This is a genomic window from Azorhizobium oxalatiphilum, from assembly GCF_014635325.1.
Taxonomy (GTDB): Bacteria; Pseudomonadota; Alphaproteobacteria; order Rhizobiales; family Xanthobacteraceae; genus Azorhizobium; species Azorhizobium oxalatiphilum.
The window spans coordinates 139,993-163,597 of record NZ_BMCT01000009.1; the positions used below are offsets into that span (position 1 = coordinate 139,993).

22 protein-coding genes are annotated in these 23,605 nt (G+C 66.5%); 14 read left to right on the forward strand and 8 right to left on the reverse strand.

Going from position 1 to position 23,605, the window contains the following annotated elements:
• The first annotated feature begins 132 nt into the window (after positions 1–132).
• The 5 genes from IEW24_RS24220 to IEW24_RS24240 all read left to right on the forward strand — a co-directional run bounded on the left by IEW24_RS24220 (position 133) and on the right by IEW24_RS24240 (position 5,364).
• Positions 133–1,230: a sulfate/molybdate ABC transporter ATP-binding protein gene (locus IEW24_RS24220; protein WP_188583493.1), complete on the forward strand. Its 1,098-nt coding sequence runs from the start codon at positions 133–135 to the stop codon at positions 1,228–1,230.
• 49 nt (positions 1,231–1,279) lie between these two features.
• Positions 1,280–2,260, forward strand: a complete 981-nt coding sequence (gene speB, locus IEW24_RS24225) for an agmatinase (protein WP_188583494.1) — start codon at positions 1,280–1,282, stop codon at positions 2,258–2,260.
• A 115-nt stretch (positions 2,261–2,375) separates the two neighbouring features.
• Positions 2,376–3,443 (forward strand): calcium:cation antiporter, encoded by a 1,068-nt coding sequence (locus IEW24_RS24230; RefSeq protein ID WP_188583495.1) that lies wholly within the window; start codon positions 2,376–2,378, stop codon positions 3,441–3,443.
• 100 nt (positions 3,444–3,543) lie between these two features.
• Positions 3,544–3,954, forward strand: coding sequence for an NADH:ubiquinone oxidoreductase subunit NDUFA12 (locus IEW24_RS24235; RefSeq protein ID WP_188583496.1), 411 nt, complete (start codon positions 3,544–3,546; stop codon positions 3,952–3,954).
• A 507-nt stretch (positions 3,955–4,461) separates the two neighbouring features.
• The gene (locus IEW24_RS24240; RefSeq protein ID WP_244644643.1) at positions 4,462–5,364 is read left to right on the forward strand and encodes a DUF2155 domain-containing protein; all 903 of its coding nucleotides are present in this window, start codon (positions 4,462–4,464) and stop codon (positions 5,362–5,364) included.
• Here the strand turns inward: IEW24_RS24240 and aat are convergent.
• The 6 genes from aat to IEW24_RS24270 all read right to left on the reverse strand — a co-directional run bounded on the left by aat (position 5,295) and on the right by IEW24_RS24270 (position 11,224).
• Complete coding sequence (gene aat, locus IEW24_RS24245; protein WP_188583497.1) at positions 5,295–5,972, reverse strand: leucyl/phenylalanyl-tRNA--protein transferase; 678 nt, start codon at positions 5,970–5,972, stop codon at positions 5,295–5,297. The genes IEW24_RS24240 and aat overlap by 70 nt on opposite strands.
• 159 nt (positions 5,973–6,131) lie before the next feature.
• A complete protein-coding gene (gene accC / locus IEW24_RS24250; protein WP_188583498.1) occupies positions 6,132–7,484 on the reverse strand; it encodes an acetyl-CoA carboxylase biotin carboxylase subunit in 1,353 nt (450 codons plus the stop codon).
• A gap of 154 nt (positions 7,485–7,638) precedes the next feature.
• Positions 7,639–8,124 (reverse strand): acetyl-CoA carboxylase biotin carboxyl carrier protein, encoded by a 486-nt coding sequence (gene accB / locus IEW24_RS24255; protein WP_373870135.1) that lies wholly within the window; start codon positions 8,122–8,124, stop codon positions 7,639–7,641.
• A gap of 60 nt (positions 8,125–8,184) precedes the next feature.
• Positions 8,185–8,628: a type II 3-dehydroquinate dehydratase gene (aroQ, locus tag IEW24_RS24260; protein WP_188583500.1), complete on the reverse strand. Its 444-nt coding sequence runs from the start codon at positions 8,626–8,628 to the stop codon at positions 8,185–8,187.
• Positions 8,629–8,957: 329 nt separating this feature from the next.
• The gene (locus IEW24_RS24265; RefSeq protein ID WP_188583501.1) at positions 8,958–9,722 is read right to left on the reverse strand and encodes a DsbA family protein; all 765 of its coding nucleotides are present in this window, start codon (positions 9,720–9,722) and stop codon (positions 8,958–8,960) included.
• Between the two features lie 86 nt (positions 9,723–9,808).
• Entirely contained in the window at positions 9,809–11,224 is a 1,416-nt protein-coding gene (locus IEW24_RS24270) for a M48 family metalloprotease (RefSeq protein WP_188583502.1), read from the reverse strand.
• 264 nt (positions 11,225–11,488) lie between these two features.
• Between IEW24_RS24270 and IEW24_RS24275 the strand changes: the two genes are divergently transcribed.
• From IEW24_RS24275 to kdsA, 7 genes are all read left to right on the forward strand, one after another.
• A complete protein-coding gene (locus IEW24_RS24275; RefSeq protein ID WP_244644644.1) occupies positions 11,489–12,673 on the forward strand; it encodes a pyridoxal phosphate-dependent aminotransferase in 1,185 nt (394 codons plus the stop codon).
• Positions 12,674–12,794: 121 nt separating this feature from the next.
• On the forward strand, positions 12,795–14,936 hold the full coding sequence (locus tag IEW24_RS24280; RefSeq protein WP_188583503.1) for a sodium-translocating pyrophosphatase: 2,142 nt from the start codon (positions 12,795–12,797) through the stop codon (positions 14,934–14,936).
• A 213-nt stretch (positions 14,937–15,149) separates the two neighbouring features.
• The gene (gene secG, locus IEW24_RS24285) at positions 15,150–15,569 is read left to right on the forward strand and encodes a preprotein translocase subunit SecG (protein ID WP_188583504.1); all 420 of its coding nucleotides are present in this window, start codon (positions 15,150–15,152) and stop codon (positions 15,567–15,569) included.
• A gap of 111 nt (positions 15,570–15,680) precedes the next feature.
• Positions 15,681–17,309 (forward strand): CTP synthase, encoded by a 1,629-nt coding sequence (gene pyrG / locus IEW24_RS24290; protein WP_188583505.1) that lies wholly within the window; start codon positions 15,681–15,683, stop codon positions 17,307–17,309.
• A 95-nt stretch (positions 17,310–17,404) separates the two neighbouring features.
• Complete coding sequence (locus IEW24_RS24295) at positions 17,405–18,289, forward strand: VOC family protein (protein WP_188583506.1); 885 nt, start codon at positions 17,405–17,407, stop codon at positions 18,287–18,289.
• A gap of 142 nt (positions 18,290–18,431) precedes the next feature.
• A complete protein-coding gene (locus tag IEW24_RS24300; RefSeq protein ID WP_188583507.1) occupies positions 18,432–18,752 on the forward strand; it encodes a DMT family transporter in 321 nt (106 codons plus the stop codon).
• 146 nt (positions 18,753–18,898) lie between these two features.
• Entirely contained in the window at positions 18,899–19,759 is an 861-nt protein-coding gene (gene kdsA, locus IEW24_RS24305) for a 3-deoxy-8-phosphooctulonate synthase (protein WP_188583508.1), read from the forward strand.
• A gap of 4 nt (positions 19,760–19,763) precedes the next feature.
• On the opposite strand, the gene IEW24_RS24310 is transcribed toward kdsA, so the two are convergent.
• Entirely contained in the window at positions 19,764–20,777 is a 1,014-nt protein-coding gene (locus IEW24_RS24310) for a hypothetical protein (RefSeq protein WP_188583509.1), read from the reverse strand.
• Between the two features lies 1 nt (position 20,778).
• Positions 20,779–21,231 (reverse strand): preQ(1) synthase, encoded by a 453-nt coding sequence (queF, locus tag IEW24_RS24315; RefSeq protein ID WP_188583623.1) that lies wholly within the window; start codon positions 21,229–21,231, stop codon positions 20,779–20,781.
• Positions 21,232–21,467: 236 nt separating this feature from the next.
• Between queF and eno the strand changes: the two genes are divergently transcribed.
• Together eno and IEW24_RS24325 are read left to right on the forward strand one after the other, a co-directional pair.
• Positions 21,468–22,751 (forward strand): phosphopyruvate hydratase, encoded by a 1,284-nt coding sequence (eno, locus tag IEW24_RS24320; protein ID WP_188583510.1) that lies wholly within the window; start codon positions 21,468–21,470, stop codon positions 22,749–22,751.
• 177 nt (positions 22,752–22,928) lie between these two features.
• On the forward strand, positions 22,929–23,597 hold the full coding sequence (locus tag IEW24_RS24325; RefSeq protein ID WP_188583511.1) for a DJ-1/PfpI family protein: 669 nt from the start codon (positions 22,929–22,931) through the stop codon (positions 23,595–23,597).
• Positions 23,598–23,605 lie beyond the last annotated feature (8 nt).

The following is a 23,605-nucleotide window of genomic DNA, read 5'->3' on the forward strand; positions in this document are numbered from 1 at the left end:
GAACAGCATGAACCGGGCGTATCGGGCGGTGGTCTGCGCATTTTTTTTCTTCGCGAAGAGGCGCATTTCAAGGCCGCTCATGCCGTGGCATAAGGCGCGTCACTTGCAGGAAGGGGAGGGACGTCGGCTCTCATGACCGTTGCCGTCGCCATTGAACAGGCCGTCAAGCAATTCGGGCCGCATCGCGCGCTCGCGGGCATCTCGCTCAACGTGGAGCCGGGGGAGCTCGTGGCGCTGCTCGGCCCCTCGGGGTCCGGCAAAACCACCCTGCTGCGCATCATCGCCGGCCTCGAAACCCTCGACAGCGGGCAGGTGATGCTGGGTGGCGTCGATGCCTCTCAGGTGCCGGTGCGGCGCCGGGGCATTGGCTTCGTGTTCCAGCAATATGCTCTGTTCCGCCACATGAGCGTGGCCGACAACATCGCCTATGGACTGCGCTCCCGTCCCCGCGCCACCCGCCCGCCGGAGGCCGTCATCCGCGCCCGTGTGGCGGATCTGCTCGGTCTCGTGCAACTGGAGGGGTATGGCGGCCGCTTCCCGGCGCAGTTGTCCGGCGGCCAGCGCCAGCGCGTGGCGCTCGCACGGGCGCTCGCCATCGAGCCCAAGGTGTTGCTGCTGGACGAGCCCTTCGGCGCGCTCGATGCGCTGGTGCGCAAGGAGCTGCGGGCCTGGCTGCGTGAACTGCACGACAAGACCGGCCACACCACCCTGTTCGTGACCCATGATCAGGACGAGGCGCTGGAATTGGCCGACCGCGTGGTGGTGATGAGCGAGGGGCGCATCGAACAGGTGGGCACACCCGACGACGTCTATGACCGCCCGGCAACCCCCCACGTGTTCGGCTTCATGGGCGAATCCAGCCGCCTCGACGTGGCGGTGACGGACGGCAAGGTGGCGGTGGCCGGCGCTGAAGTGGCAAGCCCGCTGGTGCCCGTGGTCGACGGGCCGGGCCTGCTGTTCGTACGCCCGCAGGATGTGGGCATCGCCATGCCCGGCACGCCCGGCCTCGACGGGGTTGTGAAAGCCTTCCGCCGACATGGCGCCATCCGCCGTCTCACGGTGGATGTGGCGGGCGGGCAGGTGGAGGCGGACATTTCCCCCGCCATCACCGCACCGCTCGGCACGAAGGTGGCCGTGCGCTTTGATCGCGCCCGGCTGTTTCCGGCCGCAGGGGGCGGCATTGACTGCCGCGCGCCCGCCGCGCATCAGAGCGGAGAATATGCCATCTGAGCGGGGATGATCCCCGCCGGTTCCGGCCATGCAGCAGGATGGAGCGTTGATGACAGACCCTCTGGCGCCCCGCCCTGTAGACCGCGCGCTTGATCCGGGCTTTCGCCATGGCCAGTCCATGGAGCCGAACTATTCCGGCGCCTCCTCCTTCCTGCGCCGCCGCTACGCGAAGGACGGCGGCGGGGCCGAGGTGGTGGTGTGGGGCGTGCCGCTGGACGTCACGGTCTCCAACCGGCCGGGCACCCGTTTCGGGCCGCGCGCCATCCGCGCCGCCTCCACCATTCTCGATGGCGATCCGCTCTACCCCTTCAACGCTGATCCTTTCGAGACGCTGGACGTGGCGGATGCGGGCGACTGCGTGTTCGACTACGGACTGCCCGCCGGCATTCCGGCCGCCATCGAGGCGCAGGCCGCCCGGCACTACGCCCGTGGCAGCCATCTGGTAACGCTGGGTGGCGACCATTTCCTCACCTATCCCATCCTCAAGGCGCTGGTGGCGAAGCTCGGCGCGCCGGTGGCGCTGGTGCAGTTCGATGCCCATCAGGATACGTGGGACGATGACGGCACCCGCGTGGACCATGGCACCATGATCACCCGCGCGGTGAAGGATGGGCTCATCCGCGTGGATCGCTCGGTGCAGGTGGGCATCCGCACCCACGCCCCACAGGACTACGGCATCCGCATCATCGACGGCTTCGCTGCCGCCGACCTCGGGCCGAAGGGGCTCGCTGCGGCCATTTCCGAGCGGGTGGGAGACGCGCCGGCCTATGTGACCTTCGACATCGATGCGCTGGACCCAGCCTTCGCGCCGGGAACGGGGACGCCGGTGTGCGGCGGCCTCACCAGCCGGGAGGCGCTGGATACGCTGCGGCGTCTCGGCGGCCTGGACCTGAGGGGGTTCGACGTGGTGGAAGTCTCGCCGCCTTATGACCATGCGGAGATCACCGCGCTGGCCGGGGCATCGCTTGCGGCCTGCTATCTGGGCGTCCTGGCGGGGCGCAAGGCGCAGGGCGCGGCCGTCTCGCTTTGACCTTTTGCCGTCGCAGGGTGGCGGAGTATTTTCGGCCGTCGGCTCGGCCTGATTGCACGCATGGTTTTTCAACGCGGCTTTTCGGGGGCTCAGCTCCGCCGCCGGGGATGGAATGATGGGGCTGACGGTTTTTGCCTATCTGTTTCCGCTGGCGTCGCTGGGCTTCGCCATTCTGAATTCAGCTCTCGCACTTCCCTTCTCCTGGCGTGTATCGGCGTTCGAGACCTTTCTGCTGGTCGGATCCTGCTTTGCGGCGGTCCATCATGCGGAGGGCGTCTCGGCACGGATCCGGCAGCCCTTCGGCACCCTCGTCCTCACCCTGAGCGTCACCGTGATCGAGGTCTCGGTGCTGGTGGCGATGATGCTGAATGGGGAGAACAATCCGACCATCGCCCGCGAAGCCGTGCTGTCCACGGTGATGTTCGTGTGCACCGGCATTGTTGGCGCCTGCCTGCTTCTCGGGGCGCTCCGGCACTATGAGCAGGATGTGCGGCAGCAGGGCGTGAACGGCTATCTGTCGGTCATCATCGCCATTTCCGTATTGTGCCTGCTGCTACCGGGGGAGACTTTCGCCGGGCGCACAGGCGCCACCAACATGCTCCAGATCGGCTTCGTGATGGTGGGTACGGTGGTGCTCTACGGCGCCTTCCTGTTCATGCAGACGGTGCGGCATCGCGACGATTTCCTGCCCGAGGAGCGGGATGAGGCGGGCGAAGCGCCGCAGCATTCGCTGTTGGTGCATGTGCCACTGCTGCTCTGCTGCCTCGCCGGTATCGTCGCCTTGTCCAGCGGGGTCGCGGCTGGTGTGGAGGAGGGGCTCGACAGGCTCGGTCTGCGCGATCCTGATGCCGTGGTGGGCGCAGCGGTGGTGGCCATGCTGCTGCTGCCGGAAACCATCACCGCCATTCGTGCCGCCCGCAACAACGAGCTCCAGCGCAGCATCAACACCGCGCTCGGCTCGGCACTGGCGACCATCGGCCTCACCATGCCGGCCATGGTGCTGGTGAGCGAACTGGTGGGCCGCCCGCTGACGCTGGGCATCGACCCGGAGGATCGCGTCCAGTTGCTGCTGGTGCTGGTGCTGTCCATCGTCAGCTTCGGCACCGGGCGCACCAACATGTTGAACGGCCTCGTGCATCTGGTGCTGTTCGCCATTTATGTCATGACGATCTTCATACCCTGACGTGAGGCTGTGTGGCCGTGCACCGCGGGCGTCATGTTCGGGTGGACAGGGGACTGGCGGGGTGGCATGTTCCGCCCGAAATCAAGCGAGGCGCGGTCCCGTGAAAGAGTTGCTGCTCCAGATCTTCACCTGGTGGAACAAGACCACGCCGGGCACCTCCCTGTGGACCCGCCGGTTCGGCGAGCGCGTGGGCCAGGACGAGTTCGGCAATGTCTATTACCGCACCAAGGGCGGTGCCGTGGACCCGCTGCTGGGCTTCGATCGGCGCTGGGTGATCTATAGCGGCTATGCCGACTCGACCACCATTCCTCCCGGCTGGTACGGCTGGATGCACCACCGCGTGGACACCCCGCCGACGGAAGAAAACTACACGCCCCGCGAATGGCAAAAACCGCATCAGCGCAACTTCACGGGCTCGCCTCTGGCCTACCGGCCAAAGGGCTCCGTGCAATCCGGCGGCCACCGCCCGCGCGTGACCGGCGACTACAACGCCTGGACGCCGGGAGAGTAAGACCCGCCCCGCGTTCGTTTCATCCCGTTCAAAGAGCCAGTAGACGGCATCGTCTACTGGCTCTTCGTCTTTTGGGGTCTGGTTGTTGGTTGGCCGGTCTTTGGCGTTTGAGCCGCAGTCTCCGCCTGTTTCCGCTGAATGCAGGCGTCTACCTGCATATCATTTGTGCCGCGACGGGTGCCTTGAGGGTTTTCTGCCCGGCACTGTTGGCGAATCTGTTGCATGTCCAGAGCTTCGGCCGGCTGGGCGGTCAAAAGCAGGACCGCAGCCGGGGCCAAAATCGCACAATAGGGGGATGTGAGGCTGGTCATGGCGTTCGACCTCTCGATTTCCGAGACGCCTGCGCAACGCTACTTTCCCTAGGGTAATCTCATTTCCGCCCTGTCGCAATCGGCCCCGTTTTTCACGCTGCCCTCGCCAAGCCTTATTGCGAGTGTTAACGAGCACTCAGCGCCGTGTGCGCACGCCGGACGGCCGGCCTTCCGAAACTTTGCAGGTGCGCGTCTGATGCGTTTCTCTCCTCTTGTCTCCGCCATGCTCGCCTCCGTCGTGGTGGCCGCTGCGCTGACCGGGGGAGGCGGCCTGACGCTGGCCCAGGCCATCGATTCGCAGCCGCTCCTGCCGCCGGCGGGTGTCGGCCAGCCGGACTATCCCGGCTATCCGTCCAACAATCGCGCCCAGCCGCAGCAGCGGGCGCAGCCCCAGCCGCAATATCAGCAGCAGCCGGCCCAGCAGTCGCCCTATCAGGGGCTGTTTGAGCCGCAGTATCAGGGCGGCCGGGCCGGGCAGAGCGGACAGGGACAGGTGCAAAGCCAGCCGCTGCCGCAGCCGCAATATGTGCCGCAGTCCCAGCAGCAGGTGCAACCGCCCGCGCAGCCCAGTGCCCCGCCCGCCGGCACCTATCGCGGCATCTATGAAGGCCAGCCCCAGCAGGCGCAGCCCTCGCAGCAGCGCCAGCCCGCCGGCCGTCCCGCCACGCCTCCGCCTGCCGCCGCCGCTCCGGCCCAGCCCGGCGCCCCGGCGCAGCCGCCGGTGAACAATGATGTGCTGGTGGTGCCGCCGCCCGCGGAGAAGATCGTCAATCCCACGGCGGTCTATGCCGGCCTCGACAAGATCACCGGCCGCATCACCTCGTTCGAGGTGGGCATGGGCGAGACGGTGCAGTTCGGCGCCCTGCAGGTGACGCCGCGCGCCTGCTACACGCGCCCGCCGACCGAGCCGCAGAACACCACCTCCTTCGCGGAAGTGAACGAGATCACGCTAAAGGGCGAAGCCAAGCGCATCTTCACCGGCTGGATGTTCGCCTCCAGCCCGGGTCTCCACGGCGTGGAGCACCCGATCTACGACGTCTGGCTCACCGACTGCAAAGCCACGGCGCCGGTGACGGTCAAGCCGGGCGCCCAGCGGTAGAAATCCGCTTCCACGGGCAGGGCCTGCTCCAGCAGGCGATGATACTGCCGGCGCGTGACCTCCACGGCGCCGAAGCCGCCCAGATGCCCGGTGACGAACTGGGTATCCAGCAGCGTGAAGCCCCCTGCCTTCAGCCGGGCCACCAGATGGACGAGCGCCACCTTCGAGGCGTCACGCTCCACATGGAACATGCTTTCGCCGAAGAAGGCGCCGCCCAGCTCCACTCCATAGAGCCCTCCCACGAGGCGCCCCTTCAACCAGGCTTCCACCGTGTGGCACTGGCCGCGTGCGAACAGCTCGCCGTAGAGATAGCGGATGCGCGGGTTGATCCAGGTCTTCTCGCGTCCGTCCTGCGGTGAGGCGCATCCGGAGATCACGCCCTCGAAATCGGTATCGATGCGGATCTCGAAACGATCCTGCCGGACCGTCCGGGCGAGGCGGGAGGGGATGTGGAACTCATCCAGCGGAATGATGCCGCGCCGGTCGGGTTCGATCCAGTAGAGGCCGGGATCGTCCGCGCTCTCCGCCATGGGGAAGATGCCGCAGGCATACGCCTTCAGAAGGACGTCAGGGGTGATTTCGACCAGAGGGTCGCGAGGGCGGCTCATGGCATCAGCATATGTCAGGTCGGGGCCTGCGTGCATCCTGCCCCGAACACCACTGCGAGACGAAACCGCAGTTTATTTGTCGCGGGGGCGAGGTGTTCCATAGCTAAAAACGAAGACGGCGGGCCGAGGCCCGCCGTCTTTGCATTCCGTATGGGCGGATCACGCCTTGCCTTCGCCCTCGGCGAGGAAGTGCTCCAACCAGTGGATGTCGTAGGCGCCTTCCGCCATGTCGCGGGTCCGCACAAGCGTGCGGAACAGGGGCAGGGTGGTGTCGATGCCGTCCACCACGAACTCGTCCAGCGCCCGGCGCAGACGGCGCAGGCACTCTTCGCGGTTGGCACCGTGAACGATCAGCTTGCCCACCAGCGAGTCGTAATGGGGCGGGATCGTGTAGCCCTGATAGGCATTGCTATCCACGCGGATGCCGAGACCGCCGGGCACGTGATAGTGCGTGATCTTGCCGGGCGAGGGTCGGAAGGTGGTCGGGTGCTCGGCATTGATGCGGCACTCGATGGCGTGGCCGGTGAACTTCACGTCCTTCTGGGTGACGGTCATCGGCTCGCCAGCGGCGACGCGGATCTGCTCGTTGATCAGGTCGATGCCGGTGATCATTTCCGTCACCGGATGCTCCACCTGGATGCGGGTGTTCATCTCGATGAAATAGAAGCGGCCGTTCTCATACAGGAACTCGACCGTGCCGACGCCGAGATACTTCAGCTCGCGCATGGCCTTGGCGACCGTCTCGCCGATCTCGAGGCGCTGCGCGTCGGTCAGCGCCGGGGAGGGGGCCTCTTCCCACACCTTCTGATGGCGGCGCTGGAGCGAGCAGTCGCGCTCGCCCAGATGCACGGCGTTGCCCTTGCCGTCACCCAGCACCTGGATTTCGATGTGGCGCGGCGTGGAGAGATACTTCTCCAGATAGACCGCATCGTCGCCGAAGGCGGCCTTGGCCTCGCTGCGGGCAGTCGAGAGGGCCGAGCTGAGATCCTCGGCGGTCATCGCCACCTTCATGCCGCGACCGCCGCCGCCGGCAGCGGCCTTCACCAGCACGGGGAAGCCGATCTCGGCCGCAACCTTGTGGGCCTCGTCGTCGGAGGTGATGCCGCCGTCCGAGCCGGGGACGACCGGGATGCCGAGCTTCTGCGCGGTCTTCTTGGCTTCGATCTTATCGCCCATGATGCGGATGTGCTCCGCCTTGGGGCCGATGAAATGCAGCTTGTGGTCGGCGAGGATCTCAGCGAAGCGGGCGTTCTCGGCCAGGAAGCCGTAACCCGGATGCACCGCATCGGCGCCGGTGATCTCGCAGGCGGCGAGCAGCGAGGGGATGTTCAGATAGCTTTCGCGGGCGGCCGGCGGACCGATGCAGACGCTCTCGTCGGCGAGGCGCACATGCATGGCGTCGGCGTCGGCCGTGGAGTGCACGGCGACAGTGGCGATGCCCAGCTCCTTGCACGCACGCAGGATACGCAGGGCGATCTCGCCGCGGTTGGCAATCAGGATTTTCTCGAACATCGGGCTAACCTGCCTTGACCGCGCTCCCGCTCGCCAAGGGCGTGACGGGGTCTCCGGTGGGTCTGTGTCTGGGGAAGGGGCGCCGGCCGGACGGTTCCGTGGCGCGCCGCTTCCATTCTTGTCACCGGGCCGGGGCGTCCTGCGCCCCCGCCGCTCACTCGATCACGAGCAGCGGTTCGCCGTATTCCACCGGGCGGCCGTTCTCGACCAGCACACGGGTCACGGTGCCCGCGCGCGGAGCGGGGATGGCGTTCATGGTCTTCATGGCTTCCACGATGAGCAGGGTCTGGCCCTCGCGCACCTGGGTGCCAACTTCCACGAAGTTCGGCGCGCCGGGCTCAGGCGCGCGGTAGGCGGTGCCGACCATGGGGGAGGCGACCATGCCGGGATGCTTGGCAAAATCGATGGAAGCGGCATCGGCCACCACCGGCGCGGCGCCGGCGGCAATCGCGGGCGCGGCCGCCATGGGCGCGGGCGCGTAAGCCGGCGCGGCGGCCACCGTGACGGGGGCGGGCGTGCGGGCGACGCGGATGCGCAGATCGTCGGACTGCACCTCGATCTCGGTCAGGTCGCTGCCCGAGAGCAGGTTGGCGAGCTCGCGGATGACGTCGGTGTCGATGGGGGTCTTGGTGTTTTTCATCATTGTCTTGCACGCGCTCGGCTCACGCCAAGCAGCAGCTCCTTGCGGATGGGGTCGCGCTCATGCCCCGGCCTGCCGCGTCGCGGCCAGGGCGGTGATGCCGAGGACATAGCTCTGCGGGCCGAACCCGCAGATCACGCCCCGGACGACCGGAGAGAGATAGGAATGGTGGCGGAAGGGTTCGCGGGCGAACGTATTGGACAGGTGCACTTCCACAGCCGGCACGCCCACCGCCGCGATGGCGTCACGCAAGGCGACAGACGTATGGGTGTAGGCGGCGGCATTCAGCACGATGCCGAAGGCGCCTTTGGCGGCCTGGATCAGGTCCACCAGTTCGCCCTCGTGATTGCTCTGCCGGAACACCAGCTCGAAGCCGAGCCTGCTCGCGGTGTCGCGGCACAGGGCCTCCACGTCGGCCAGCGTCGCGGCGCCATAGATGCCGGGCTCGCGCGTGCCGAGGAGGTTCAGGTTCGGACCGTTAAGGACGTGGATGGTATCTGGCATCCGTGCGTATTCAGCCTGCCGCCCGGTCCTGCCGGGCCCGCGCGGTTATACGGGGCCTTCCGCCGCAAGGAAAGACGGCATCGCTATCCATTCACGGTATGGTCACACAGAGCCGGATCGGGGCGGATTTCATCAACCTGCCCCGTGAAACCGCCTCTAACACTTTGCTGGAGAACATTTTCCGGTTTCGATTGCGGAGCAAACGAAGCGGGATGCGCTCCAGAGCCGCACATGGCGGGCATGCCTGCGACGCAGGGGCAGGGCCGGCATCGGAAACGCAGAGACCGGCGACACAGGGTCGCCGGTCCCGTTTCAAGCGGCGCCGGGTCTCAGTTAGCGGCGGCCTTGGCGTTGGCGGTGATCGCCTCCTGAAGCTTCTCCTGACCCACGGCGCCGACGATCACGTCATCGCCGATGACGAAGCTGGGTGTGCCGTTGAGGCCGAGCGCCTGGGCAATCTTCATGCTCTCGTCGAGCGTGGCGTTCAGCTCGGGAGAGGATGCCTGCTTCTGAAGCAAAGCGGTGTCGATGCCCGCCTCCTTGGCCGCCGCCAGCGCGCGGGCGCGATCGGCCTGGCCCCGGCCGGCGAGCAGGATGTCGTGGAAGGCGCGATACTTGTCGGGCGCCACCATGCGCACCGTCACCGCCACCTGCGCCGCCTCCACCGAGCCCGGGCCAAGCACCGGGAATTCGCGCAGCACCACCTTCAGGTTGGGGTTGGCCTTGATGAGGGCGTTGATGTCCTGCAGCGCGTGCTTGCAGTAGCCGCAGTTGTAATCGAAGAACTCGACCAGCGTCACATTGCCCTTCGGATTGCCGATCACCACGCCGCGCGGGCTGTCGAACACCGTGGACTTGATGCTGGCCAGCGATTGCTTGCGGGCCTGGGCCTCCGCATCGCTCTGACGCTTCTCCAGAACCGCGATGGCTTCCTGAAGCACTTCGGGATTCTTGACGAGGTAGTCGCGGATCAGCGGGCCGAGTTCGGCCTTTTCCTGATCGGTGAAGGCAGCGGCCGGAAGGACGGTGGTCGCCGTCAGCCCGAGGGCGGCCACGGCGGCGAGAGCGGCACGCAGGCCGGAACGGGACAGCATCGAATTCTCCATGTGCGAGGTCCGGAGCCGGATCGGATCAGATGGCAGCTGATCTCCGAAGCCGTCTCCAAGTCTGTATCAGATGACTATCTGTCGTCTGATTTGGGCGGTTTGCTGTTCAGAATGTCGTCGGCACGCAGCCAGCCCGGCGAATTGGGCGGAAGAGTCTGCTTGGCACGGGCGGCGAGCATCTGAGCGGTGCGGAAGTCTCCGGTGATCAGCGAGGCCTGCGCGGAGGCGAGGTCCGCCGCCGGCCGGTTGTTTTTCATCCCATAGGCCTTGGCAAGGGCGCGCCAGCCACCGGGGCTGCCGGGATCGCGCTGGGTCGCCTGCTGTAGTTCGCGGATCGCCTCGTCCATGTAGGCGGCGTTGCCTGTCTCCACCAGCGCCTGTCCGAGCATGGCGCGGATCAGCGGGGCGCCATCCGTCATGCTCACGGCCTTGCGCAGTGGGGGGAGGGCCTCGGCGGCGCGACCGCTCTCAAGCAGGGCCTGCCCCTTCAGTTCCGGGAAGTAGGGATTGCCCGGCTCCTTGGCGATCAAGGCATCGATCTGCGCCACCGCCGCGGACATGTTGCCGAAGCGATAGGCGGAGATGGCGCGGGCATATTGGGCAGGCAGGGACTGGTCGGTGGGCGGATAGCGCCGGGCAACGCCGTCCGGCCGTTCCTGGAAACCAACGAGCTTGGCCCGCATCATGTCGTGGCGGTGCTGCAGCTCCGGAGAATCCTTGGCATTGAAATAGGGGCTGGCCTTGGCCAGCGTCTCCAGCGCGGCGATGCGCTCGCGGGCCATGGGATGGCTCAGCAGATAGGGATCGATCCGCTGGCTGATGAAGAGCTGGTCGTTCTGGAAGCGCTCGAACGTCTCCAGCATGCCCTTGGCGGATTGCTTCGTGGCGTTGAGATAGGTCACGGCCGCACGATCGGCGGCCTGTTCTTCCTCGCGCTGGTAGGAGAGGAGCGAGCGGCGGATCATCTCCTGCGGCGCGATGATGGCACCAGCTGCCGCATTGCCCATGTTGTTGCCGCTGGCCGCACCCGCCGCCACGCCGCCCGCCGCCAGCATCATGGCGACGATGGCCATGGTCTGCGCGCCAGCCAGTTGCTCGCGCCGGCGGGCGAGGTGGCCGCCGGCGATATGGCCGGTTTCATGCGCCAGCACGCCGATGATCTGGTTGGGCGTGGTGGCGTCCACCAGTGCGCCGGTATTGACGAAGATGCGCCGGCCATCGGCCACGAAGGCGTTGAAGGCGCGATCGTTGATCAGCACCACCTCGATATTCTGCTGCGACAGCTTGGCCACGCGAAGGATCGGGCGGGTGTAGTCCTTGAGCAGGTTCTCGATCTCGGTGTCGCGGATCACCGGCAGGCCCTTGCCCTGCGGGGCCTGGGCGAAAGCGGGCGTGAGAAGCAACTGACAGGCGGCAAGCGCGCCGATCACGAAGCGGGCGGTACGACGGCCGGCAGAGATGGGCTTCGGGAAATGTCGTGTGGCGCTCATCAAAGGTCGCTGATCCCCCCACATGACCGAACCGGCCAAAGCGTTCCGGGCCAAGGCCCGGTGATCGTTCCGGCGGTGGGCGACCCGGTGCCGCCCTTGGCGTTGCTCCGGCCGCGCGCTAAACGGGGCGCCTGCGGACGGAGAAACGGCCGAACCGTTCTCGTCTGTTCTTAACGTCTCCCACAGAGGGGGAATGGCGGCAAGCGGTTCGCCACCTCCGAATACCATCGCAAGACGCGTTCCGCGATCACGAAAGCGAAGTTCATGACCCTGCTCATGCCCCTGTCCGGCCCTGTCACCGCCTCCCGCCGCAGCGATGTGGCCCCGTTCATCGTTATGGACGTGATGGAGCATGCGGCGCGGCTGGAGGCGGCGGGGGCGCGGGTGATTCACATGGAAGTCGGCCAGCCGGCCGCGCCCGCGCCGCTCACCGCCCGCACGGCGGCAGCCGATGCGCTGGCGCGCGGGCAGGTGGGCTATACGGCGGCGCTGGGCATTCCCTCGCTGCGTGCGCGCATCGCGAAGCATTATCAGGAGCAGCATGGGGTCGAGGTTGACCCCGAGCGTGTGGTGGTGACTAACGGCTCGTCGGGCGGCTTCATCCTCGCGTTCCTCGCCCTGTTCGAGCCCGGCGACCGGGTAGCCATCGCCGCGCCCGGCTATCCGCCCTATCGCCATGTGCTTTCGGCGCTGGGCTGCGAGCCGGTGCTGATCGAGACCAGGGCCGAGGACCGCTTCGCCCTGACGCCCGAGACGTTGCGCGCCGCCCATGCGGAGAAGCCGCTGAAGGGCGTGCTGGTGGCGAGCCCCGGCAACCCCACCGGCACCATGATGGACCGTGCCGCCCTCGTGGCGCTGTATGAGGCGGCACGGGAACTGGGCCTGCGCTTTGTCTCCGACGAGATCTACCACGGGCTCGATTACGCCTTCCCGGCGGTGACGGCGGCCGAGATCGCGCCCGACGCGGTGATCATCAATTCCTTCTCGAAATACTTCTGCATGACCGGCTGGCGCGTGGGCTGGATGGTGGTGCCGGAGGGCATGGCGCGCACCATGGAGCGCCTGCAGCAGAATCTCTCCATCTCTGTGCCGACCCTGTCCCAGATAGCTGCCGAGGCGGCCTTCGACGGGCGCGAGGAGATGGACGCGGTAAAGCGCGGCTATGAGACGAACCGCCGCATCCTCGTGGAGGGGCTGCCGAAAGTGGGGCTTGAGCATTACCTGCCCGCCGACGGCGCCTTCTATTTCTATGCGGACGTCTCGCGCTTCACCGGCGATTCGCATGCCTTCGCCACCCGTCTGCTCGACACGGTGCATGTGGCCGCAACGCCCGGCGTGGATTTCGACCCGTTCCGGGGCAAGCAGTTCCTGCGCCTGTCCTATGCCGGTTCACCGGAAGACATGCGCGAGGCCGTGGAGCGCATCGGTTCCTTCCTCGCGAAGGAGTAGTTTCTCCTTCAAATAGTACAGCACTGCTTCCGCATTCACCGGTTGCGCCTTTGCAAGCCGCCCCTACACTCCTTCCCATAAAAACAAAGACATACCGGGACGGATACGGAAGGGTGGTACCATGTTGGCATTAGTGCTGATTATCGCCTGCGGACTGTTCGCCGTGGGTTATGGCGTATGGGCCGGCCGCGCTGTCATGGCGGCCGACCCCGGTAACGCGCGCATGCAGGAGATCGCAGCCGCGATCGCCGAGGGCGCGCAGGCCTATCTGCGGCGTCAGTACGCCACCATCGGTATTGTCGGGGTGGTGATCTTCATCCTGGTCGGGGTCTTTCTCGGCTGGCTGGTGGCCATCGGCTTTGCGCTCGGCGCCATTCTTTCCGGTCTCGCCGGTTTTATCGGCATGAATGTCTCGGTGCGGGCGAACGTGCGCACAGCGCAGGCGGCGACGAAATCGCTGGCCGGCGGGCTCGACATCGCCTTCAAGGCCGGCGCGGTCACTGGCCTGCTGGTGGCCGGCCTCGCGCTGCTGGGTGTCACCGTCTATTTCGCCATCCTCACCCGCCTCCTGGGCTATGGGCTCACCGAGCGCGTGGTGGTGGATGCGCTGGTGGCGCTGGGCTTCGGCGCCTCGCTCATTTCCATCTTCGCCCGTCTCGGCGGTGGCATCTTCACCAAGGGCGCGGACGTGGGTGGCGACCTCGTCGGCAAGGTGGAGGCCGGCATCCCCGAGGATGATCCCCGCAACCCCGCCACCATCGCCGATAACGTGGGCGACAATGTTGGCGACTGCGCGGGCATGGCGGCGGATCTGTTCGAGACCTATGCGGTCACGGTGGTCGCCACCATGGTGCTGGCCATCATCTTCTATGCCGGCGCCCCGGCGGTACTGAACAGCCTCGTGGTCTATCCTCTGGCCATCGGCGCGGTGTGCATCCTGACCTCGGTGGCCGGCACCTTCTTCGTGAAGCTGGGCGCCAACAATTCCATCATGGGCGCGCTCTACAAGGGCTTTGCGGCCAGCGCCGGCCTCTCTGTGTTTGCCCTGGCGCTGGTGACGGCGCTTATCACCGGCTTCGGCCCCATCGCCGGCACGGCGCTGACGGGCACGCAGCTCTTCCTCGCCGGCATCGTCGGGCTGGCGGTGACGGGGGCCATCGTTGTCATCACCGAATACTATACGGGCACCGGCTACAGGCCGGTGGTGTCCATCGCCCAGTCCTCGGTGACGGGGCATGGCACCAACATCATCCAGGGCCTGGCGGTGTCGCTCGAATCGACCGCCCTGCCCACCCTCGTCATCATCGCGGGCATCCTGACGGCCTATGGCCTCGCCGGCCTGTTCGGCATCGCGATTGCGGCCACCACCATGCTGGCGCTGGCGGGCATGGTGGTGGCGCTGGATGCCTTCGGCCCGGTGACGGACAATGCCGGCGGCATCGCCGAGATGGCGGGCCTGCCGCCGGAGGTGCGCCACTCCACGGACGCGCTGGATGCCGTGGGTAACACCACCAAGGCCGTCACCAAGGGTTATGCCATCGGCTCGGCGGGCCTCGGCGCGCTGGTGCTGTTCGCCGCCTATAATGCGGACCTGCGCTATTTCATCTCGCAGGCCGCGCCCGGCAGCTATTTCAATGGGGTCGCCCCCAACTTCTCGCTGGAGAATCCCTATGTGGTGGTGGGCCTGCTGTTCGGCGGCCTGCTGCCATTCCTGTTCGCCGCCATGGGCATGACGGCGGTGGGCCGGGCGGCGGGCGCCATCGTGGAGGAGGTGCGCCGGCAGTTCCGCGAGAAGCCGGGAATCATGGCTGGCACCGACAAGCCGGACTATTCCCGCGCCGTCGATCTGCTCACCCGCGCCGCCATCAAGGAGATGATTATCCCCTCACTGCTGCCGGTGCTGTCCCCCATCGTCTGCTATTTCGTCATCTATCTGGTGGCGGGTGGGGGCGCGGCAGGTAAATCGGCCGGCTTCTCGGCGGTGGGAGCCATGCTGCTGGGCGTGATCGTGACGGGGCTTTTCGTCGCCATCTCCATGACCTCGGGCGGCGGCGCATGGGACAATGCGAAGAAGTCGTTCGAGGACGGATTCGTGGATAAGGACGGGGTGCGCCACTACAAGGGCTCGGATGCCCACAAGGCTTCCGTGACCGGCGATACGGTCGGCGATCCCTACAAGGACACGGCCGGCCCGGCGGTGAATCCCATGATCAAGATCACCAATATCGTCGCGCTTCTGCTGCTGGCGGTGCTGGGACACTGAGTCGGCGGGGCGGGGGCTTGAGACCGGCCTCCGCCTTCTCCACATAAGGCATGGCAGGGCTTTGCCACGGATGAAGCGTGGCCTTGCCTTCCTTGCGCGGCCGCCCCTCGCCCAATGCAGGGCAGCGGACTTTCTTTGCGCCGTGCGATCGTGTAGGAACCGGCCGAAATGGCGCGCCTGGGCCTCTCGTCCGGCGCGAGGATGATGGAATTCATGCAGACCGTTCTGATCGTCATTCACCTGTTGGTGGTGCTTGCGCTTATCGGCGTGGTCCTGATCCAGCGCTCCGAGGGCGGTGGACTGGGAATCGGCGGCGGTGGCGGCTCGGGCGGTGGCTTCTTCACCGCTCGTGGTCAGGCCAACGTGCTGACCCGCGCCACGGCGATTCTGGCCGGCGTGTTCTTCATCACCAGCCTCGGGCTGACGCTGCTGGCGGGCTGGGGCCGCGCCCCGACCTCCATCCTGGCGCCGACCAACCAGTCGGGCCCCAGCGTCCCGAATTCGGGTGGCTCCATCCTCGACCAGATTCGCCCGCAGGGCGCGGCTCCGGGGGCGTCCGCGCCTGCGGCTCCCGCTCCGGCGACTCCTGCCCCGGCTGCGCCGTCCGGTCCCCAGGTTCCGAAGTCTCAGTGATCGCTGCGCCGCGGTTATCTCCGCGGCGTTAAGGTTCTCCACAGGCGACGCGATGCCCCGAAAGGTGTCGCGCTCGCCGAATCGCGTTTGCGCGGAGTAGAGTTGAAGCCCATGGCGCGCTACATCTTCATCACCGGCGGCGTCGTGTCCTCACTTGGCAAGGGCCTCGCCTCCGCAGCACTCGGTGCGCTTCTTCAAGCGCGCGGGTATACCGTCCGGCTTCGCAAGCTGGACCCCTATCTCAACGTCGATCCGGGCACCATGAGCCCGTATCAGCATGGCGAAGTCTTCGTCACCGACGACGGTGCCGAGACCGACCTCGACCTCGGTCACTACGAGCGCTTCACCGGGCATCCTGCCACCAAGCAGGACAACATCACCACCGGGCGCATCTATCAGGACATCCTCACCAAGGAGCGGCGCGGCGACTATCTGGGCGCCACCATCCAGGTGATCCCCCACGTCACCAACGCCATCAAGGACTTCGTGCTGGAAGGCAACGAAGGCTTCGATTTCGTGCTGATCGAGGTGGGCGGCACGGTGGGTGACATCGAGGGCCTGCCCTTCTTCGAGGCGACCCGCCAGCTCAAGAACGAGCTGCCGCGCAACCACGCCATCTTCATCCATCTGACGCTGATGCCCTTCATCCCCTCCGCCGGAGAGGTGAAGACCAAGCCGACGCAGCACTCCGTCAAGGAACTGCGCTCCATCGGCATCCAGCCCGACATCCTGCTCTGCCGCTGCGATCGCGAGATCCCGCGCGAGGAGCGCCGCAAGCTCTCGCTGTTCTGCAACGTGCGGGAGAGCGCGGTGATCGAGGCGCGCGACGTGGACAACATCTACGCCGTGCCCTCCGCCTATCATGCGGAAGGTCTCGACAACGAAGTGCTGGCCGCTTTCGGCATCGAGCCGGCGCCGGCCCCCAACCTCGTGCGCTGGACCAATATCGAGCAGCGCGTGCGCAATCCCGAGGGTGAAGTCACCATCGGCATCGTGGGCAAGTACACGGGCCTGAAGGACGCCTACAAGTCGGTCATCGAGGCCCTCAGCCATGGCGGCATTGCCAACAAGGTGAAGGTCAATCTCGACTGGATCGAGAGCGAGACCTTCGAGCACGAAGACCCGGCGCCCTATCTCGAGCACGTGCATGGCATCCTCGTGCCCGGCGGCTTCGGCCAGCGTGGTGCGGAAGGCAAGATCCGCGCGGCCCAGTTCGCCCGCGAGCGCAAGGTGCCGTATTTCGGCATCTGCTTCGGCATGCAGATGGCGGTGATCGAGGCGGCCCGGAATCTGGCCGGTGTGAAGGACGCCAACTCCACCGAATTCGGCGAAACCTCCGAGCCAGTGGTGGGCCTGCTCACCGAATGGCTGAAGGGGAACGAGCTGGAGCGGCGCAATGTCGCCGGCGATCTCGGCGGCACCATGCGCCTCGGCGCCTATCTGGCGCAGCTGAAGGAAGGCTCCCGCGTGGCCGGTGTCTATGGCACGCAGGAGATTTCCGAGCGCCATCGTCATCGTTACGAGGTGAACACTGCCTACAAGGATCGCCTTGAAGCCTGTGGCCTCGTGTTCTCCGGCCTGTCGCCCGACAGCCTGCTGCCGGAGATCGTCGAGCATGCCGACCATCCCTGGTTCATTGGCGTGCAGTTCCATCCGGAGCTGAAGTCCCGCCCGTTCCAGCCGCATCCCTTGTTTGCGTCCTTCATCGGCGCGGCCATGGAGCAGAGCCGGCTGGTCTGAGGCAAAGACCCTTCGCCGGGCCCTCACGCGGGGCCCGGCGCAATGTCGCGGCGCCTTATCGACGCTGGCGGCCCTGAAACGGGAAGGAGTACCCCATGCGTCGCGGTCTTGATCACGCAGTCCATCTGGTCCGGGATCTCGATGCGGCGGGGGAAATCTACGATCTCCTTGGCTTCACGGTGGGCTCGCGCAACCAGCATCCCTGGGGCACGCACAACCGTATCGTGCAGACGCCCGGCTTCTTCATCGAGCTGTTGCAGGTGGCCGAGCCGGCCAAGATTCCGCCCCATGACGGCGCCTTCTTCTCCTTCGGTGCCTTCTGCAAGGAGCATCTCGCCAAGCGTGGCGAGGGGCTGGCCATGCTGGTGCTGGAAGGTTCCGATCCTGCCGCCGAGAAGGCCGCCTTCGATGCGGCCGGGGCCGGTGGCTTTGATCTGTTCGACTTCTCGCGGCAGGCCCGCAAGCCCGATGGCGTGGAAGTGGAAGTGGGCTTCTCGTTGGCCTTCGCGCGCGATCCGGTGCCCTCCGACATGGGCTTCTTTACTTGCAAGCAGCGCAAGCCCGAGAATTTCTGGTCGCCGCAGATGCAGCGTCACGCCAATGGCGTGACCGGCGTGCTGGGCGTGGTGCTGGTGGCAGACAGCCCGGCTGACCATGTGAGCTTCATCGATACCTTCTCGGACTGCTCCCCGCGCCGCGCCACAGAGGCTTGGTACGTGACGCAGACCCCACGCGGCGCCATCGACATCATGACGCCGGCCCTGTTCACCGAGCGCTATGGCGTGCCGGCTCCGGCCGGGGAGGGGCTGCGCTTCGCCGCCATCCGCTTCACCACGCCGGGCGCGGCGGATCTGCGGCGTGGGCTCATGGCTCGCCGCATGATCGAGGAGCAGATCGAGGGCATCGCCGTCGTGCCGCCCCGTGCGGCGCTGGGCGCGACGCTGGTGTTCGAGCGCACGGAGGAGGCCCCTTCGGCCTGAGGTGACAACCGCCCCTTGAACGGGGCGCGGCCTGTCCCACATAGCTTTCGAGCCATCCGTCCGGCGGGTGGCTCCCCGGCGGACGACCGCCGCGGCATATGATCCGGCGTGGACGACCCCGCCAGTAAGCGGAGTTGGATCCATGGCTTGGATCATCCTGTTCGGTGCCGGCCTCATGGAAGTGGGGTGGGCCATCGGCCTCAAATATGCCGAGGGCTTCACGAAGCTCTGGCCCAGCGTCTTCACGCTGGTGAGCGCGGGCATCAGTCTCGTGCTGCTGTCCATCGCCGCCCGTGACCTGCCCATCGGCACCGCCTATGCGGTGTGGGCGGGTATCGGCATGGTGGGCACGGTAGCGGTCGGCATCCTGTTTCTGGGCGAGTCGGCGGACGTGATGCGGCTGGTGTCCATCCTACTGATCGGCGTCGGCATTGCCGGCCTGAAGCTGGCAACGCCCCATTAAAGCCATTCCCGCAGAAGCGCTTGCGGTTCTGCAAAAGGAATTGCGACCGACCAAAGCAACATGCGTGGGCCGCGCGGCGGGTGGTTTCCCGCCGCCGGCCGTTTGGCTATGAAGCGCGTCACGTCATGACGCTTGAGGATCAGAGCATGTCCGGAACCGCCGTCGCACCACAGGCCGTGGTTGAAGTGGGCAATGTCAGCATGGGCAATGCCCTGCCGCTCACCCTCATCGCCGGCCCCTGCCAGATGGAAAGCCGCGACCATGCGCTGGAGATGGCCGCCGCCCTGAAGGAGATCGCGGTGCGGCGCGGCCTCGGGCTCATCTACAAGTCGTCCTTCGACAAGGCCAACCGCACCTCGGTGAATGCCGCCCGCGGCATGGGGCTGGAGAAGGCGCTGCCGGTGTTCGCGGAGATCCGCGAGCGCTTCGGCCTGCCCACCCTCACCGACGTGCATGAGATCGACCAGTGCGCCCCCGTGGGCGAGGTGGTGGATGTGTTGCAGATCCCCGCCTTCCTCTGCCGCCAGACCGATCTGCTGGTGGCGGCGGCGCAGACGGGGCGCGTGGTGAATGTGAAGAAGGGCCAGTTCCTGGCGCCGTGGGACATGACCAACGTGGTCGCCAAGCTCACGCAGTCCGGCAACGGGCAGGTGCTGGTGACGGAACGCGGCGTCTCCTTCGGCTACAACACGCTGGTGTCCGACATGCGCGCGCTGCCGATCATGGCGCAGGCGACCGGCTCGCCGGTGGTGTTCGATGCCACCCATTCGGTGCAGCAGCCGGGCGGCAAGGGGTCGTCCTCGGGCGGCCAGCGCGAGTTCGTGCCCGTGCTGGCGCGGGCGGCGGTGGCGATCGGGGTCGCGGCGGTCTTCATCGAGACCCACCCCGATCCGGACAACGCACCTTCCGATGGCCCCAACATGGTGCCCTTGAGGGATCTGGAGAAGCTGATCGCACTTCTGCAGGAGATCGACACGGTGGCGAAGGCCAACCCGGTTTCGATCTGAGCGTTCAGTTCGGCTCCACCAGCCGGCTCTTGGCGCGATCATAGCGCCACATGGCGCCCGAATGGATGTGAGTGCCGCCCAGCCAGCGCTCGATGCCATTCTCGCAGGCATGGTCCAGCTTGCCCTTCAGCGCCGCTTCGCCCGCGGGCGTCAGCGTGATCTCGGCGCGGGCGAAGGTCCGGTAGCTGATTTCCTCCGGGCTCGGATCTTCCCGCGAGGGATCGAACGACTTGCAGTCGGAAGCCCGGAACGGCAGGCCCTCGATCAGAGGCTCGCGGACGAAGGCGAGACCGTCGAGGCGCAGGAAGAAGGGCAGGTCGGCGAGAAACTGCGCCTCGTCCATCTTGTGCACGGCTGAGAACACCTGATGCACCTTCTGAGGTCCGGTCTCCGCCAGCCGGCGCAGGATGCGCTCTTCGGTAAGCGACAGGCCGGAGCGCGGCGCAGGCAGTTCCGCCAATGCCCGGCGTAGCGCGGGGGCGAGATGGGGCAGGGCCGTCTGATCCCGGCTGGCAAGCGCGGCCAGTGCCTTTGGGGTGGGCGCGGTGAAGGCCTCCCAGGCGGTGCGGCCCGCTTCCAGCTGAAGCGCGGTCACTGGGCTTGCGGTCTCGGCCAGCGCGCGGATGTGACCGACTTCCAGCGTGCCGATGTAATCGTGTGCCTGCACGATCTGTACGCCGAGCCGTTCCGGCTCCAGCGCGAAGAAGTGCAGCAACTGGATCAACTGGAGCTGGTCGAACAGATCGTGCTCGAACCAGAGCTGCACCTCGCGGAAGGCGATGTGGATCTCAAGCTGGGCATCCCGTTCGGCGAAGTCGGCGCGCACACTGTCGAATTCCAGCCCCAGCGCATCCGACAGGAATTCCGCTCGCGTATCCGCCACCTGAGCGAGAGAGGGGCTGTCGGGCACCGGGCCGTCATGCAGCATGTCGCGCCAGGGCAGCAGGTGCCCCGCGATGCCGCCGGCTTTGAGCCGCTCGACGGCACTGTCGCCATTGGTGATGATCAGCCGTGCCATCTCATCCCCTTCCTCGATAGGGCGCCACGCCCGTGTCGGGCAGCCACACGCCGCGCGGCAATTCGCCGTCCTGCCAGAACACGTCGATGGGAATGCCACCGCGCGGATACCAGTAGCCGGCGATGCGGAAGAAACGCGGCTGGAGCAGCTCGACCAGCTTCTTGCCGATGGCAACCGTGCAGTCCTCGTGGAAGGCGCCATGGTTGCGGAAGCTGGCGAGATAGAGCTTCAGCGACTTCGATTCCACGAGGTGCTGGTCGGGCACATAGTCGAGCACGAGGTGGGCGAAGTCCGGCTGGCCTGTCACCGGGCAGAGCGAGGTGAACTCGGGGGCGGTGAAGCGCGCCACGTAATTGGTGTCCGGGTGCGGATTGGGCACGCGGTCCAGCACGGCCTCCTCGGGAGAAGACGGCAGGGCGGTCTCGCGCCCGAGCTGGAGCTTGGCTTCGGTCATCATCGGTCCTTGGATGCGGTTTGAGCGTCCCGGCGCTTCCTGATCCCTGATCGGCGCATGCGAGAGGCGCCATTTTTTGGGCAGCTTAGCGCAAATTTCGGGCCTGTGCGCGTGAGCCGGCTCCACATCACAAACCCCTTACCAGAGGCGGCGGGACGGGTTAGAAGCGGCCCGCTCCGTTTCGAGCCGCCGGGGCGGCGGCTTCAGCTTTGGGCAGATGAAGGGAAGGACGTTCCATGACCGCCATTGTCGATATCATCGGCCGGGAAATCCTGGACAGCCGCGGCAACCCCACGGTGGAAGTCGATGTGCTGCTGGAAGACGGTGCGCTCGGCCGGGCGGCGGTTCCCTCCGGCGCCTCCACCGGCGCCCATGAAGCGGTGGAACTGCGCGACGGCGACAAGAGCCGCTATCTCGGCAAGGGCGTGCAGAAGGCCGTTGAAGCGGTCAACGGCGAGATCTTCGACGCCATCGGTGGCCTCGATGCCGAGGATCAGGTGCGCATCGACACCACTATGATCGGTCTCGACGGCACGTCCAACAAGGCCCGCCTTGGCGCCAACGCCATTCTGGGTGTGTCGCTGGCGGTGGCCAAGGCGGCCGCCATCTCCAACAACCTGCCGCTCTATCGCTATGTGGGCGGCGTGAACGCCCGCACCCTGCCGGTGCCGATGATGAACATCATCAATGGCGGCGCCCATGCGGACAATCCGATCGACTTCCAGGAATTCATGATCCTGCCGGCCGGCGCGGAAAGCTTCGCCGAGGGCCTGCGTTGGGGCGCGGAGATCTTCCACACCCTGAAGAAGGGTCTGAAGGACGCCGGCCACAACACCAATGTGGGCGACGAGGGCGGCTTCGCCCCCAACCTCGCCTCCGCCGAGGCGGCGCTGGACTTCGTGCTCAAGGCCATCGAGAAGGCCGGCTTCAAGCCGGGCGAGGACGTGTTCCTCGGCCTCGACTGCGCCGCCACCGAGTTCTTCAAGGACGGTGCCTACAATTATGAGGGCGAGGGCAAGATTCGCGACCTCGATGCGCAGGTGAAGTATCTGGCGGGTCTCGTCGGCAATTATCCCATCGTCACCATCGAGGACGGCATGTCCGAGGACGATTGGAAGGGCTGGAAGATGCTCACCGACGCCATCGGCTCCAAGTGCCAGCTGGTGGGCGACGATCTGTTCGTCACCAATGTCGAGCGCCTCGGCCGCGGCATCAAGGAAGCCACCGGCAACGCCATCCTCGTGAAGGTGAACCAGATCGGTTCGCTGACCGAGACGCTGGATACGGTGGAACTGGCCCACAAGTCCGGCTATCGCGCGGTGATGTCGCACCGCTCGGGCGAGACCGAGGACTCGACCATCGCCGATCTGGCGGTGGCGACGAACTGCGGTCAGATCAAGACCGGCTCGCTGGCCCGCTCGGACCGCACCGCCAAGTACAACCAGCTGCTGCGCATCGAGCAGGAGCTGGGCAGCCAGGCGAAGTATGCCGGCAAGGCGGCCCTGAAGGCGCTCGCCTGAGTCTAGGCCCCCATGACGGCGGGTTCGCCCGCACATTTTTGGAAATGCCCCGGCTTGTCCGGGGCATTTTCATTTGGGTGACGGTGAAGGCGGCGTGGTGGTGATCGGCCCTGCGCGAGGTAGGCTTGGGGATGCTGTCCTGAAGGTTACGGTCAGCGTCATCGATGGGAGGTCCGCATGGGGCTGCAGTTCGGCATTCTGGTTTTTCCCAATGTCCAGCAACTGGATCTGACGGGACCTTATGAGGTGTTCGCCTCTACCCCGGGCGCGCAGGTGCATCTGATCTGGAAGGACCGCAGCCCGCTGACCGCTTCGACCGGCCTGGCCCTCACCCCCACGACCACCTTTGCCGACTGCCCGGAGCTCGATGTCCTGTGCGTGCCCGGCGGCGCTGGCGTCAATCCGCTGATGGAAGACGAGACGGTGCTGGCCTTCCTGCGCGAGCGGGCACCGGGTGTGCGCTATCTCACATCTGTCTGCACCGGCTCTCTGGTGCTCGGGGCGGCGGGCCTCTTGAAGGGCAGGAAGGCCACCTCGCACTGGGCCGCGCATGATCTGCTCGGCAGCTTCGGAGCGATCCCCACCAAGGGGCGCGTGGTGCGGGACGGAAACCTGATCACGGCCGGAGGCGTCACCAGCGGCATCGATTTCGGCCTGACGGTGGTGGCGGAGCTGCTCGGGCCGGAGGCTGCGCAACTCATCCAGCTCTCGCTCGAATATGCCCCCACGCCGCCCTTCAGCGCCGGAACACCGGACGAGGCGCCGGCCGAGATCGTCCAGCTTGCGCGCGAACGGATGAAGGGCTCTCGCGCGGCGCGGGAGGAGATCGTCGCGCGGATCACCTGAAGCGGGTG

Coding starts and splice junctions, on each gene's coding strand:
- IEW24_RS24270 (WP_188583502.1), bottom strand. CDS start 11,224: ATGAGCGCCACACGACATTTCCCGAAGCCCATCTCTGCCGGCCGTCGT.
- queF (WP_188583623.1), bottom strand. CDS start 21,231: ATGACCGAAGCCAAGCTCCAGCTCGGGCGCGAGACCGCCCTGCCGTCT.
- aat (WP_188583497.1), bottom strand. CDS start 5,972: ATGAGCCGCCCTCGCGACCCTCTGGTCGAAATCACCCCTGACGTCCTT.
- IEW24_RS24310 (WP_188583509.1), bottom strand. CDS start 20,777: ATGGCACGGCTGATCATCACCAATGGCGACAGTGCCGTCGAGCGGCTC.
- aroQ (WP_188583500.1), bottom strand. CDS start 8,628: ATGCCAGATACCATCCACGTCCTTAACGGTCCGAACCTGAACCTCCTC.
- IEW24_RS24280 (WP_188583503.1), top strand. CDS start 12,795: ATGTTGGCATTAGTGCTGATTATCGCCTGCGGACTGTTCGCCGTGGGT.
- eno (WP_188583510.1), top strand. CDS start 21,468: ATGACCGCCATTGTCGATATCATCGGCCGGGAAATCCTGGACAGCCGC.
- accC (WP_188583498.1), bottom strand. CDS start 7,484: ATGTTCGAGAAAATCCTGATTGCCAACCGCGGCGAGATCGCCCTGCGT.
- IEW24_RS24300 (WP_188583507.1), top strand. CDS start 18,432: ATGGCTTGGATCATCCTGTTCGGTGCCGGCCTCATGGAAGTGGGGTGG.
- IEW24_RS24325 (WP_188583511.1), top strand. CDS start 22,929: ATGGGGCTGCAGTTCGGCATTCTGGTTTTTCCCAATGTCCAGCAACTG.
- IEW24_RS24220 (WP_188583493.1), top strand. CDS start 133: ATGACCGTTGCCGTCGCCATTGAACAGGCCGTCAAGCAATTCGGGCCG.
- IEW24_RS24295 (WP_188583506.1), top strand. CDS start 17,405: ATGCGTCGCGGTCTTGATCACGCAGTCCATCTGGTCCGGGATCTCGAT.
- accB (WP_373870135.1), bottom strand. CDS start 8,124: ATGAAAAACACCAAGACCCCCATCGACACCGACGTCATCCGCGAGCTC.
- IEW24_RS24275 (WP_244644644.1), top strand. CDS start 11,489: ATGACCCTGCTCATGCCCCTGTCCGGCCCTGTCACCGCCTCCCGCCGC.
- IEW24_RS24265 (WP_188583501.1), bottom strand. CDS start 9,722: ATGCTGTCCCGTTCCGGCCTGCGTGCCGCTCTCGCCGCCGTGGCCGCC.
- IEW24_RS24240 (WP_244644643.1), top strand. CDS start 4,462: ATGCGTTTCTCTCCTCTTGTCTCCGCCATGCTCGCCTCCGTCGTGGTG.
- IEW24_RS24230 (WP_188583495.1), top strand. CDS start 2,376: ATGGGGCTGACGGTTTTTGCCTATCTGTTTCCGCTGGCGTCGCTGGGC.
- secG (WP_188583504.1), top strand. CDS start 15,150: ATGCAGACCGTTCTGATCGTCATTCACCTGTTGGTGGTGCTTGCGCTT.
- pyrG (WP_188583505.1), top strand. CDS start 15,681: ATGGCGCGCTACATCTTCATCACCGGCGGCGTCGTGTCCTCACTTGGC.
- kdsA (WP_188583508.1), top strand. CDS start 18,899: ATGTCCGGAACCGCCGTCGCACCACAGGCCGTGGTTGAAGTGGGCAAT.
- speB (WP_188583494.1), top strand. CDS start 1,280: ATGACAGACCCTCTGGCGCCCCGCCCTGTAGACCGCGCGCTTGATCCG.